We start from the raw sequence: 12,561 nt of genomic DNA, 5'->3' as shown, positions 1-12,561 counted from the left end.
GGGTGGCGGGCCATATGGCCGAATCGCAGTAGCGTTCCTTCCATGAGACTCGGTGTCCTTGATGTGGGTTCGAACACGATCCATCTGCTGGTGGTGGACGCGCACCCCGGCGCGCGCCCGCTGCCCGCCCACTCGCACAAGGTGGAACTCCGCCTGGCGGAGCTGCTCGACCCCGCGGGAGCCATCGGCCCGGAGGGCATCGACAAGCTGGCCGGCGTGATCGCCGGAGCCGTCCAGGCCGCCGAGGACAAGGGCTGCGAGGACGTGCTGCCCTTCGCGACCTCCGCCGTGCGCGAGGCCACCAACGCCGACGAGGTGCTGGCCCGGGTCCGCGAGGAGACCGGCATCGACCTCCAGGTGCTCAGCGGGGCCGACGAGGCCCGCCTCACCTTCCTGGCCGTGCGCCGCTGGTTCGGCTGGTCCGCCGGGAAGCTGCTGGTCCTCGACATCGGCGGCGGCTCGCTGGAGATCGCGTACGGCATCGACGAGGAGCCCGACTGCGCCGTCTCCCTCCCGCTGGGCGCCGGGCGCCTCACCGCCGGCTGGCTGCCGGGCGACCCGCCTGACCCGGCCGACGTACGGGCGCTGCGCCGGCACGTACGGGCGCAGATCGCCCGCAGCGTCGGCGAGTTCAGCCGCTTCGGCGCCCCGGACCACGTGGTCGCCACCTCGAAGACCTTCAAGCAGCTGGCCCGCATCGCCGGTGCCGCCCGCTCGGCCGAGGGCCTCTACGTGCAGCGCGAGCTCAGCCGGAAGTCCCTGGAGGAGTGGGTGCCGCGACTGGCCGCCATGAGCGCCGCCGAGCGCGCCGGGCTCCCGGGCGTCTCCGAGGGCCGCGCGGGGCAGCTGCTGGCCGGGGCGCTGGTCGCCGAGGGCGCCATGGACCTCTTCGGCGTGGACGAGCTGGAGATCTGTCCCTGGGCCCTGCGGGAGGGCGTGATCCTGCGCCGCCTGGACCACATGCCGGAGGGGCCGGGGACCCTGCCGGCGTGACGGCGTGCGTGACGGCGTGAGTGGCGGCGTGCGGGGCGGCCTGCGTGAGGCGTACGGGGCGGCCTGCGTGAGGCGTACGGGCCACCGACCGGCCGGAAGCGGGCGGTGGCCCGGACGGTGCGCCGCGGGGCCCCGTACCCTGTCCCCGTGGCAGAACCAGTCGTGCGCATCCCGGACGCGAAGGTCGCGCTGTCCACGGCCTCGGTCTACCCGGAGTCGACGGCGACCGCCTTCGAGGTCGCCGCACGCCTGGGGTACGACGGCGTCGAGGTCATGGTGTGGACCGACCCCGTCAGCCAGGACATCGAGGCCCTGCGTCGGCTGAGCGACTACCACCGGATCCCGGTGCTCGCGATCCACGCGCCCTGCCTCCTCATCACCCAGCGCGTCTGGTCCACCGATCCCTGGACCAAGCTCCAGCGCGCCCGGTCCGCCGCGGAGAAGCTCGGCGCGTCGACGGTCGTCGTCCACCCGCCCTTCCGCTGGCAGCGCCAGTACGCCCGCGACTTCGTCCAGGGCATCTGGCGGATGGCGGACGAGACCGACGTCCGCTTCGCCGTCGAGAACATGTACCCCTGGCGCTACCGCGACCGCGAGATGCTCGCGTACGCCCCCGAGTGGGACGTCACCAAGGACGACTACCGCCACTACACGGTCGACCTGTCCCACACCGCGACCGCCCGCTCCGACGCCACCGCCATGGTCGACCGGATGGGCGACCGCCTCGCGCACGTCCACCTCGCCGACGGCAACGGCTCGGCCAAGGACGAGCACCTGGTCCCCGGCCGCGGCACCCAGCCCTGCGCCGAGCTGCTGGAACGTCTCGCCCTGGGCGGCTTCGACGGCCACGTCGTGATCGAGGTCAACACCCGCCGCGCCATGTCGGCGGCCGAACGCGAGGCCGACCTCGCCGAGGCCCTCGCCTTCACGCGGCTGCACCTGGCGTCCGCCTTGCGGGTGCCGCGGACATGAACAGCGGTTCTGGCAAGGCTGCGGGTGCGGGCGGGTCTGCGGGTGCGGATAGGCCCCGCCGTCGCGGTCGGCCTTCACGCGCCGAGGCCGACAGCGGGCCCGGCACCCAGGAGCGGATCCGGCTCGCCGCACGCGAGGAGTTCGCCGAGCGCGGGTACGACAAGACCTCCGTACGCGGCGTCGCCAAGGCCGCGGGCGTCGACCCGGCCCTGGTCCACCACTACTTCGGCTCCAAGGACGAGCTGTTCGCCGCGGCCGTCGAGACGAGCATCGAGCCCGCCCTGCTCGTCCCCGCCATCCTCGGGCAGGGCCCCGACGGCGTCGGCGAGCGGCTGGCCCGCTACTTCCTGGGCGTCTGGGAGAACCCCGTCACGCGCGCCCCGATGCTGGCCGTGATCCGCTCCGCCCTCACCCACGAGGCGGCCGCCAAGGTGCTGCGCAACCTCGTGCTGCGCAAGCTGCTGGAGCGGGTGGCCGCCGACCTGAAGGTCCCGGAGCCGACGTTCCGGGCGGAGCTGGCCGCCTCCCACATGATCGGCATCGCGATGCTGCGGTACGTGGTCCAGGTCGAGCCGCTGGCCTCGGCTGATCCGGAGGAGATCGTCGCCATGGTGGCTCCTACGCTTCAGCGGTATTTGACGGAAGCCTGACCGGAGCCGGCCGGAGCTGACGGAAGCCTGGCCGGAGCCCGACGCGCGTCGGGGGCCGCGGCGACCGAGGAGTGATCCCGGATGTCGCGAGGCGGCAGCCGAACGAAGGGTGATCCCGCACACTGAGTGGCGGGGCGACCGAAGGGTGATCTCCGCATCCCGGCATCCGGACGGCCGGTCCGGATCCTGGAGTCGGGGCGTAGGCTCGTAACAGTCGTATCCGCAGTCCCGACTGCGCCGCTACTGGGGAGTGAACCCGATGCCCGAGCTGAGGTCCCGCACCGTCACCCACGGCCGCAACATGGCGGGCGCGCGCGCCCTGATGCGCGCGTCGGGCGTAGCGAGCGAAGACATCGGCAAGCCGATCATCGCCGTGGCCAACTCCTTCACCGAGTTCGTGCCCGGGCACACCCACCTCGCGCCCGTCGGTCGGATCGTTTCCGACGCCATTCGGGCCGCCGGGGCCGTTCCGCGTGAGTTCAACACCATCGCCGTCGACGACGGCATCGCCATGGGCCACGCCGGCATGCTCTACTCGCTGCCGTCCCGCGACCTGATCGCGGACAGCGTCGAGTACATGGTCGAGGCGCACTGCGCCGACGCCCTGATCTGCATCTCCAACTGCGACAAGATCACCCCCGGCATGCTGATGGCCGCCATGCGCCTCAACATCCCGGTGGTCTTCGTCTCCGGCGGCCCGATGGAGGCCGGCCAGGCCACCCTCGTCGACGGCACCGTCCGCAAGCTGGACCTGATCGACGCCATGGTCGACGCCTCGAACGAGAACGTCTCCGACGAGGACATCCTCCGCATCGAGGAGAACGCCTGTCCGACCTGCGGCTCCTGTTCCGGCATGTTCACCGCCAACTCGATGAACTGCCTCGCCGAGGCCATCGGCCTGGCGCTGCCCGGCAACGGCTCCGTCCTCGCCACCCACACCGCCCGCCGGGCGCTGTACGAGGAGGCCGGCCGCACGATCGTCGAGATCACCAAGCGCCACTACGAGCAGGACGACTACTCGGTCCTGCCCCGCAACATCGCCACCCGCGAGGCCTTCGAGAACGCCATGGCGCTCGACATCGCGATGGGCGGCTCGACCAACACGATCCTCCACCTGCTGGCCGCCGCCCAGGAGGCGGGCCTGGACTACGACCTCAAGGACATCGACGCCGTCTCGCGCCGCGTCCCCTGCCTGGCCAAGGTCGCCCCGAACGTCGCGCCCGGCGGCACGTACTACATGGAGGACGTGCACCGCGCCGGCGGCATCCCCGCGATCCTCGGCGAGCTGCACCGCGGCGGCCTGCTCAACAAGGACGTCAACACGGTCCACTCCGAGGGCCTGGAGGACTGGCTGGCGAAGTGGGACGCCCGCTCCGGCACCGCGACCGACGAGGCGATGGAGCTGTGGCACGCGGCCCCCGGCTGCAAGCGCTCCGCCACGGCCTTCTCGCAGTCCGAGCGCTGGGAGTCCCTCGACCTCGACGCCGAGGGCGGCTGCATCCGCTCCGTCGAGCACGCGTACTCCAAGGACGGCGGCCTCGCGGTCCTCAAGGGCAACATCGCCGAGGACGGCTGCGTCGTGAAGACCGCCGGCGTCGACGAGTCCATCTGGACCTTCGAGGGCCCGGCCGTGGTCTGCGAGTCCCAGGACGAGGCCGTGGAGAAGATCCTGACCAAGCAGGTCAAGGCCGGCGACGTGGTCGTCATCCGCTACGAGGGCCCCCGCGGCGGCCCCGGCATGCAGGAGATGCTCTACCCGACCTCCTTCCTCAAGGGCCGCGGCCTCGGCAAGGTCTGCGCCCTGGTGACGGACGGCCGGTTCTCCGGCGGCACCTCGGGCCTGTCCATCGGCCACGCCTCCCCGGAGGCCGCCTCGGGCGGCACGATCGCCCTGGTCGAGGACGGTGACCGGATCCGCATCGACATCCCCAGCCGCTCGATCGAGCTGCTGGTCGACGAGGCCACGCTGGCCGCCCGCCGCGAGGCGCTGGGCGGCGTGTACGCCCCCAAGAACCGCGACCGCACGGTCTCGGCGGCGCTGCGCGCGTACGCCGCCATGGCCACCAGCGCCGACAAGGGCGCCGTCCGGGACGTGTCGAAGCTGGGCTGAACCGGCGGCATGACGTGAGCGGGCGGGACCGGACAGCCGGTCCCGCCCGCTCCGTCTGCGGGGGCGCTCCTACCAGCCCGCGGGATCAGCCGCCGGCACCGCGAAGACCGAGCCGTCCGGGGCCGTGCCCACGACCTGGTCGCCGGTGACGGCCGGGGCGGCCAGCGTCGGCTTCAGCGGGTTCGCGCCCTTCCCCAGCCGGGGTCCGGTCTGGCCCACCAGCGTGCCGCGCCGCGCGTCCAGCGCGATCAGCCGGCCGTCCGCCGCCGAGAGGTAGACGCGGTCCCCGGCCGCGGTCGCCCGCGAGACCCGGCTGGCCAGCGACTCGTACCGCCACAGCTCGCCCCGCCGGCCGGCCTCCACGCGTACGGCGGTCAGCGCGCCGGACAGGCCCACGACGTACACGGTGCCGTCCGGGCCCACCGACGCCTGGCCCTGGTCGACCCGTGCCGCCAGCGCCACGCGCCGCACCTCGTGGGTGCGCGCGTCGATCCGTACGACCGCCTCGGTGACGTCGGCCAGGTCGTTGGCCAGCAGGAACAGTGCCCCGGCCGCGCTGCCGGCGACCCGCAGCTGGCCCTGCGCGCGCTGCTGCCACAGCACCGCGCCGGTCGCCGGATCCACCGCCCGGACCTGGGTCGACGTACCGTCGCCCGACGGCGTGACCACGAAGGCGGGGCCGGTGCCCTCGCCCGCGGCCCAGGCGGAACCCACCCCGCCCAGCCGCTTCGACCAGCGTCGCTGCCCGGTCGCCGGGTCCAGCGCGGTCACCCGGCCCTCGGGGGAGGCCAGCAGCACGGTGCCGGGCGAGCTCCCGGTGTGCACCACCGTCCGGCCGTCCAGTGGCACGGACCAGCGCTCGGTGCCCGTGGCCGGGTCCAGCGCCTGGAGCCGGCCACCGCCAGGAGCGACGGTGTGCACCAGACCGCCCGCGAGGACCGGCGCCCGGTCGAGTTCGGCCCGCAGGAACCCGCCGGCCGCCGGCACCGACCAGCGCGTCCGGCCGTCCGCGGGATCCAGCCGGCTGGCGGCCGTGCCGGGCCCCTTGCAGAGCAGGGCGCCGAGCGGGGCGGCGTACGCGCAGACCGGTGTGCCGGTGTCGGTGGAGGAGCCGCCGGCCGGCGGCACGGTCCAGGCCCGGACCGCGGCCGCGGCGGCGGTCCGCTCGGGCGAGCCGGCGCCGGGGGCGGGCCCGGACAGCGCGTCCATGCCGGCGTACCCGCCCAGGCCGACCGCGGCCGCGGTGACCACCGCCCCCGCGGCGAGGGCGGTACGGCGCCGCCGGCCGCGCCGCGGCCCGGGCGCCTGCTCCCGCCGGTGCGTGGGGTCGTCACCGGAACCGGAACCGGAACCGGAGTCCGGCGCCTGACCGGCCTGCGAACCGGAACCCACCACGGCCCGCGCCCGGCTCTCCGCACCACCCGGCCGCCGCGGCCCCGGTATGAACGCCCGGGTCACCTCGGAGGTCGGGTATGCGGCCGACCGCAGCTGCGCGATCAGCGCGTCCAGCGCGGGCCGGTCCGCCGGGTCCTTCTCCAGGCAGGCGGAGATCAGCGGAACCAGCTCCTCCGGCACCCCCGCGAGGTCCGGCTCGTGGTGCACCACCTGGTACGCCACGAGGTACGGGCTGTCGGAGTCGAACGGCCCCCGCCCGGTCGCCGCGTGCACCAGCACCGCCCCCATGGCGAACACGTCCGCCGCCGGTCCCACCTCGCGCGGCCGCTGGAACTGCTCCGGCGCCATGAAGGGCGGGGTGCCGATCAGCTTCCCGGTCTCGGTGCGCAGGTCGCTCGCGTAGTCGTAGGGGCGCGAGATCCCGAAGTCGATCACCTTCGGGCCGTCGGGCGCCATCAGCACGTTGCTGGGCTTGAGGTCCCGGTGCACCAGGCCCGCCCGGTGGATGTCGCGCAGCGCCTCGGCGAGGCCGGCGCCCAGCCGGCACAGCTCGGCGGCCGTCAGCGGGCTCTGCTTCACCCGCTCCGCGAGGGTGGGGCCGTCCACGAACAGCGTGGCCATCCAGGGCCGTTCGGCCTGCGGGTCGGCGTCCACCACGGCGGCGGTGAAGGCGCCGCTGACCCGTCGGGCCGCGGTGACCTCCTGGCGGAAACGCGCCCTGAACTCCGGGTCCGCCGCGAACTCCGCGTGCACGACCTTCACCGCGAGGCGCAGCCCGGAGGCGGAGGAAGCCAGGTGCACGACGCCCATGCCGCCCGAGCCCAGGACCGACTCCAGCCGGTACTGACCGGCGAACTCGGGTTCCGGATGAGCTGGTTGCGGTTGTTGAGCCGAGCGCGGCATGCCCACCCCCCGTGTGCTCGTACGCCGACGCGCCGTGGAGCCTAGTCGAGCCTTGCTAACCTGCGCGAGTCACGCACCGTGAAGCAATGGGGGAGACACGAATGTCCGGTGAGGCTATTGCGGCGCGCTATCCGGTGGCGCCCGGCTACCGCGTCAACGTCCGGAGCGGCCCCGGCACGAACTACAGCATCGTCCGCGTCCTCGCGTACGGCGCCTCCGTGTCGATCTACTGCCAGTGCACCGGCACCACCGTGTCCGGGCCGTACGGCACCACCAACATCTGGGACAACATCGCCAACGGCGAGTTCGTCTCCGACGCGTACGTGAACACCGGAAGCGACGGCTTCGTCGCGCCGCGCTGCGGCTGACTCGTGACCTTCGGCTCAGGCTGGGCCGACGGGGGCCGGGGGATAATCGCAGGCGTGAGCGACGAACGAGACGACACCTCCCAGAAGCCGACCCCCGCCGGCCCGCAGCCGGAGCAGATCCGCTTCTTCGGCACCACCTGGGTGAACCACGACGGCGGCTACGCGCTGCGCCGCGTCGGCGTCGCGGCCGGCTCGCTGACGGCGGCCTTCGCGGGCGCGTTCCTGCTGCGCTTCGCCTACGAGGGCCTGGAGCTGGGCAACGTCGGCTCCTTCGTCTCCTGGACCGTCGTGGTGATGTTCGCGGTGTGCAGCGCGATCGCGTTCGGCAAGACCTGGGAGTCCTTCACCCGCCGCGCCGTCCCGGGCTCGCAGGACGGCTCCCTCAAGGGCCTGATGGCGATCGGGTTCATCGGCTCGCTGATCGCGTACTTCCTCCGCTCGCTGGCGGAAGCCCCCGGCGAGAAGCTGGCCCGCGCCGAGTACGACCGTGCCCAGACCGAATACACCCGCCGCCGGGCCACCCGCACGGGCAACCCGGCCGCCCGCAAGCCCAAGCGCAGGAAGTAACGCCCCTGCCGCGGGCCGGGCCCGCGGCCTGCGCGGCCGGTCCCTGCCGGACCAGGGGACCTCCGCCGTCCGCCGCCGGGCCCGGCAGCGCCCCTCCCCACGCCCCGGCGGCGCACCACTGCAGGCCGCCCCGCAGGGACCGGCCGGGCCTCCGCTCCACCCGGCGGACCTCCTGCCGGAGCGGTGCACGGCACGGAAGGGCCGCTGCTCCGTGGCGGCCCCGGCCCGGGCGGGAAATGACTCGCGGCGCGACGGGCACCCGTGGCAGCTTGGCGATCATGAGCCCGCACACCGACGACCGCGCCGACCAGCCCGACGACCGCGCCGACCAGCTCGTCGACCATGCCGTCGGCCAGGCCCGCCGCCTCGTCGCCGAGCGGTTCCCCGACGCCCTGGGCGCGGTCCTCGCCGGGTCCACGGCGGCCGGCCGCGCCACCGCCACCAGCGATCTCGACCTCGCCGTCCTCGTCGAGGACGGCGGCGAGACCCGCCGGGAGACCCTGCGCTTCGAGGGACGGCTCGTCGAGCTGTTCGTCCACACCTGCGGCGGCCTCGTGGAGCTCTTCGCCGCCGACCTCGCCTCCCGGCGCGCCGTCATGCAGCGCATGTACGCCGAGGGTCTGATCCTCTCCGACCGCACGGGTGCGGCAGCCCGGGCCAAGGCCTTCGCGCAGGCCGAACTCCACGAGGGCCCGGCCGCCCTCGACGCCGCGACCGTCGAGACCCGGCGGTACGTGCTCACCGATGCCCTGGACGACCTCGCCGACGCCACCGACCCGGTGGAGCGCCTGGCCGTGGCCGGCACCGTCCTCGGTACCGCGGCCGACCTCCTCTCCGACCACCACCGCGCCTGGACGGGCGGTGGCAAGTGGCTGCCCCGACGGCTGCTGGAGGCGGACCCGGAGCGGGGCGCAGCCCTCCTGGACGGTCACCGCCTGCTCTGCGAGCACGGCGACCCGGAGGCACTCCTCGAAGCCGCGTACCAGATCCTCGCCCTGACCGGCGGCCCCCTCCGCGAGGGTTACGCCCGCACCTGGCACGGCGTCGTCGAGTCCCTGACCCCCACCACCGCCCCGCGCCGCTGATCGAACCCCGGGCGGGGCGGGGGGCGGGCATCAGGCCGGTGCGGCCATGAATCCGCCGCGCGCAGCTCCCGAGCCCAGCAGACGGGCCCGGTCGAGCACCTCGGGGAGCTCGTCGAATGACAGGACGACCGCCCCGCCGGCCCGCTCGACGTCCGCGCACCAGTCACCCATCCCGCCCGGGGCGGCGCCTCCTCCGGCCGCGTCGACCACCGGCGCCACGAAGGCGGGCACGATCACCCCGGCCTCGCCGGGCCCGTCCACGACACACATCGTGACCTTGGCGACGACACCCCACCCCGCACAACGCGGCACCGCCCCGCCGGAGGCGGTCAGCAGCGGCAGCGCATCGTGCACGGGCGCGCCGGACAGCAGGAGCAGGGGGGTGTCACCCCTGACGAACAGGGTGTTCTCGGGTTCCAGAAGCATCGGCCCACCCTGCCACCACCGGCTGTCCCTCACGCAGCCGACCCCGACGACGCGGCCCCCCACGCGCCCCGCCGCCGCCCGTACCCGGGATCCCGGCAACCGCCCCGCCCCGCCCCACTCCTTGACGCCGCCCACCCTCGGGAGGATTATTCATCGCATGATGAATAATCCTCCCGAGGGCGACCCGGGCCCCGCCATCCAGGCCCGGCAGCTCCGCTGCACGCGCGGCACCCGCGAGGTCCTCCACGGCATCGACTTCGACGTGCCCCGCGCCCGGATCACCGGACTCCTCGGCCCCTCCGGCTGCGGCAAGACCACCCTCATGCGGGCGATCGTCGGCACCCAGGACAAGGTCACCGGCTCCCTCAAGGTCCTCGGCGAGGACGCCGGCGCCCCCGCGCTCCGCTCCCGCATCGGCTACGTCACCCAGGCGCCCTCCGTCTACGACGACCTCACCGTCCGCCAGAACCTCGACTACTTCGCCGCCGTCCTCGACCCCGGCCGGGCAGCCGCCGCCCGCCGCGCCGCCACCGTCGACCGCGCCCTCCACGACGTCGACCTCGCCGGCCACGCCCAGGCCCTCGCCGGCAACCTCTCCGGCGGTCAGCGCAGCCGCGTCTCCCTCGCCGTAGCCCTCCTCGGCACCCCGGAACTCCTGGTCCTCGACGAGCCCACCGTCGGACTGGATCCCGTACTCCGCCGCGACCTGTGGAACCTCTTCCACCGCATCGCCGCCGAACGCGGCGCCACCCTCCTCGTCTCCTCCCACGTCATGGACGAGGCCGAGCGCTGCCACAGCCTGCTCCTCATGCGCGAGGGCCGGATCCTCGCCCAGGACACCCCGGACGCCCTCCGCGCCCGCACCCAGACCGACACCGTCGAAGAAGGCTTCCTCACCCTCGTCGACGCCGCCGCGGCCGCCGCAGGAGAAGCCCGATGAACCTCGCCCGTACGACCGCCACCGCCGCCCGCGTCCTGCGCCAGCTGCGCCACGACCCGCGCTCCATCGCGCTGATGCTGCTCGTGCCCGTCCTGATGCTGGTCCTGCTGCGCTACGTCTTCGACGGCAACACCGGCACCTTCAACGGCATCGGCGCCTCGCTCCTCGGCATCTTCCCGCTGATCACGATGTTCCTCGTGACCTCGATCGCCACCCTCCGCGAGCGCACCTCGGGCACGCTCGAACGCCTCCTCGCCATGCCCCTGGCCAAGGGCGACCTCATCGCCGGCTACGCCCTCGCCTTCGGCGCCGTCGCGATCGCCCAGTCCCTCCTCGCCACCGGCACCGCCCTGTGGGCCCTCGGCCTCGACGTCGTCGGCTCCCCCTGGCTGCTGCTCCTCGTCGCCCTGCTCGACGCACTCCTCGGCACCGCCCTCGGACTGTTCGTCTCCGCCTTCGCCTCCTCCGAGTTCCAGGCGGTCCAGTTCATGCCGGCGGTGATCTTCCCCCAGCTGCTGCTCTGCGGACTCTTCGCCGCCCGCGACACCATGCACCCCGTACTGGAGGCCATCTCCGACGTCCTGCCGATGTCGTACGCCGTCGACGGCATGAACCAGGTGCTCCACCACACCGACGTCACCACCGACTTCGTACGGGACGCCCTCGTCGTCGCCGGCTGCGCACTCCTGGTCCTCGCCCTCGGTGCCGCGACCCTGCGCCGACGTACGCCCTGACGCCCCCGGCACCGACCCGCGCGCCCTGCCCACCCACCGGACACCACCCCGCACCCCCGCGTCCGGGTGCAAGGATGAGCAACATCCACAGCGCACAGACGGCGCACGTGCAGTACCTGTTCGGCGAGGTGAGCCCGCATGACCCAGACAGTCGCAGTCCTCGGCACCGGCAAGATCGGCGAGGCCCTGCTCAGCGGCATGATCCGGGGCGGCTGGCCCGCCTCGCACCTCTTGGTCACGGCACGCCGGGCGGAGCGCGCGGAAGAGCTGCGCACCCGCTACGGAGTGGAGGCGGTCTCCAACGCCGAGGCCGCCAAGCGGGCCGACACCCTCATCCTGACCGTCAAGCCGCAGGACATGGGCACGCTCCTGACCGAGCTGGCCCCGCACATCCCCGCAGACCGCCTGGTCATCAGCGGCGCCGCCGGCATCCCGACCTCCTTCTTCGAGGAGCGCCTGGCCCCGGGCACCCCGGTCGTCCGTGTCATGACCAACACGCCCGCCCTGGTCGACGAGGCCATGTCCGTCATCTCCGCGGGCAGCCACGCCACCGCCGAGCACCTCGCCCACGCGGAGGAGATCTTCGGCGGGGTCGGCAAGACCCTCCGCGTCCCCGAGTCCCAGCAGGACGCCGCCACCGCCCTCTCCGGATCCGGACCGGCGTACTTCTACTTCCTCGTCGAGGCGATGACCGACGCCGGCATCCTCCTCGGCCTCCCGCGCGCGCAGGCGCACGACCTGATCGTGCAGGCCGCGATCGGGGCGGCGGTGATGCTGCGCGACAGCGGCGAGCACCCGGTCAAGCTGCGCGAGGCGGTGACCTCCCCGGCCGGTACGACGATCAACGCGATCCGTGAGCTGGAGAACCACGGCGTGCGCGCGGCCCTGATCGCCGCCCTCGAAGCGGCCCGGGACCGCAGCCGCGAGCTGGCCTCCGGCAACGGCTGACGGGCCGACGGCACCACGCTGTACGCGGATCGGGTGAAGGGCTGTCGGAGGTTGACACGGCCCTGCCCGGTCCGTACTGTTCTCCGAGTTGTCCGACGTGAGCGCCGACTCCGGTCGGTCCCCGGACAGCCATTCCGCAAGCACCCATTCGAACGAACGACGCACTTTGTCGTCTCGTTTTCATGCGTATTTGCGAATGAGGAATCCGTGTCCGAAGGGCGCGGCCGTCGATTAGGTCGGGGGCCGGGAATCCGCTAATGTCTCACTCGCCTCAAGGGCCCAACGGCCTGCAGGGCGAAACCCGCTGACTGGGAGTCAGGCGCCGAAAGGGTCTGATAGAGTCGGAAACGCCGAAAGGGAAAGCGACGGAAGCGCCGCCGGAACCGGAAAGCGCCGAGGAAATCGGGTCGGAAAGATCTGATAGAGTCGGAAACGAAGGAAGCGCCCGGAGGGCCCGGAAACGGGAACAA

General features: G+C 73.4%; 12 protein-coding genes. 10 read left to right on the top strand and 2 right to left on the bottom strand.

What is annotated here, in order from left to right; genetic code table 11:
- The first annotated feature begins 42 nt into the window (after positions 1-42).
- The 4 genes from ACIF6F_RS15670 (at position 43) to ilvD (ending at position 4,725) form a co-directional block, all read left to right on the top strand.
- Positions 43-993, top strand: coding sequence for a Ppx/GppA family phosphatase (locus tag ACIF6F_RS15670; RefSeq protein ID WP_399946597.1), 951 nt, complete (start codon positions 43-45; stop codon positions 991-993).
- Positions 994-1,140: 147 nt separating this feature from the next.
- Positions 1,141-1,965 (top strand): sugar phosphate isomerase/epimerase family protein, encoded by an 825-nt coding sequence (locus ACIF6F_RS15665; RefSeq protein ID WP_399946594.1) that lies wholly within the window; start codon positions 1,141-1,143, stop codon positions 1,963-1,965.
- Positions 1,962-2,615, top strand: coding sequence for a TetR family transcriptional regulator (locus ACIF6F_RS15660; protein WP_399946591.1), 654 nt, complete (start codon positions 1,962-1,964; stop codon positions 2,613-2,615). Before ACIF6F_RS15665 ends, ACIF6F_RS15660 begins: the two co-directional genes overlap by 4 nt.
- Before the next feature lie 259 nt (positions 2,616-2,874).
- Positions 2,875-4,725 (top strand): dihydroxy-acid dehydratase, encoded by a 1,851-nt coding sequence (gene ilvD, locus ACIF6F_RS15655; protein ID WP_399946588.1) that lies wholly within the window; start codon positions 2,875-2,877, stop codon positions 4,723-4,725.
- A gap of 69 nt (positions 4,726-4,794) precedes the next feature.
- Here the strand turns inward: ilvD and ACIF6F_RS15650 are convergent, their stop codons facing one another.
- A complete protein-coding gene (locus ACIF6F_RS15650) occupies positions 4,795-7,023 on the bottom strand; it encodes a PQQ-binding-like beta-propeller repeat protein (protein WP_399946585.1) in 2,229 nt (742 codons plus the stop codon).
- 86 nt (positions 7,024-7,109) lie between these two features.
- Here ACIF6F_RS15650 and ACIF6F_RS15645 point away from each other — a divergent pair, with 86 nt between their 5' ends.
- The 3 genes from ACIF6F_RS15645 (at position 7,110) to ACIF6F_RS15635 (ending at position 9,043) form a co-directional block, all read left to right on the top strand.
- Positions 7,110-7,391, top strand: a complete 282-nt coding sequence (locus ACIF6F_RS15645; RefSeq protein WP_399946582.1) for an SH3 domain-containing protein — start codon at positions 7,110-7,112, stop codon at positions 7,389-7,391.
- 54 nt (positions 7,392-7,445) lie between these two features.
- Positions 7,446-7,958 carry a hypothetical protein gene (locus tag ACIF6F_RS15640; protein WP_399946579.1) on the top strand — a complete coding sequence of 171 codons (513 nt, stop codon included), beginning with the start codon at positions 7,446-7,448 and terminating at the stop codon, positions 7,956-7,958.
- Between the two features lie 278 nt (positions 7,959-8,236).
- Positions 8,237-9,043: a nucleotidyltransferase domain-containing protein gene (locus ACIF6F_RS15635; RefSeq protein ID WP_399946577.1), complete on the top strand. Its 807-nt coding sequence runs from the start codon at positions 8,237-8,239 to the stop codon at positions 9,041-9,043.
- A gap of 30 nt (positions 9,044-9,073) precedes the next feature.
- On the opposite strand, the gene ACIF6F_RS15630 is transcribed toward ACIF6F_RS15635, so the two are convergent.
- Entirely contained in the window at positions 9,074-9,469 is a 396-nt protein-coding gene (locus tag ACIF6F_RS15630; protein ID WP_399946574.1) for a hypothetical protein, read from the bottom strand.
- Between the two features lie 157 nt (positions 9,470-9,626).
- On the opposite strand from ACIF6F_RS15630, the gene ACIF6F_RS15625 reads away from it, so the two are divergent.
- The 3 genes from ACIF6F_RS15625 (at position 9,627) to proC (ending at position 12,091) form a co-directional block, all read left to right on the top strand.
- Complete coding sequence (locus tag ACIF6F_RS15625) at positions 9,627-10,409, top strand: ABC transporter ATP-binding protein (protein ID WP_399946571.1); 783 nt, start codon at positions 9,627-9,629, stop codon at positions 10,407-10,409.
- On the top strand, positions 10,406-11,143 hold the full coding sequence (locus ACIF6F_RS15620; protein ID WP_399946568.1) for an ABC transporter permease: 738 nt from the start codon (positions 10,406-10,408) through the stop codon (positions 11,141-11,143). Before ACIF6F_RS15625 ends, ACIF6F_RS15620 begins: the two co-directional genes overlap by 4 nt.
- Positions 11,144-11,281: 138 nt before the next feature.
- Positions 11,282-12,091 carry a pyrroline-5-carboxylate reductase gene (gene proC, locus ACIF6F_RS15615; protein WP_399946565.1) on the top strand — a complete coding sequence of 270 codons (810 nt, stop codon included), beginning with the start codon at positions 11,282-11,284 and terminating at the stop codon, positions 12,089-12,091.
- Positions 12,092-12,561: the final 470 nt, after the last annotated feature.

Source organism: Streptomyces sp. NPDC086023 (assembly GCF_044540325.1).
Lineage (GTDB): Bacteria > Actinomycetota > Actinomycetes > Streptomycetales > Streptomycetaceae > Streptomyces.
The sequence above is the reverse complement of the archived record's forward strand: the minus strand, read 5'-3'. Positions and strand labels throughout refer to the sequence as shown.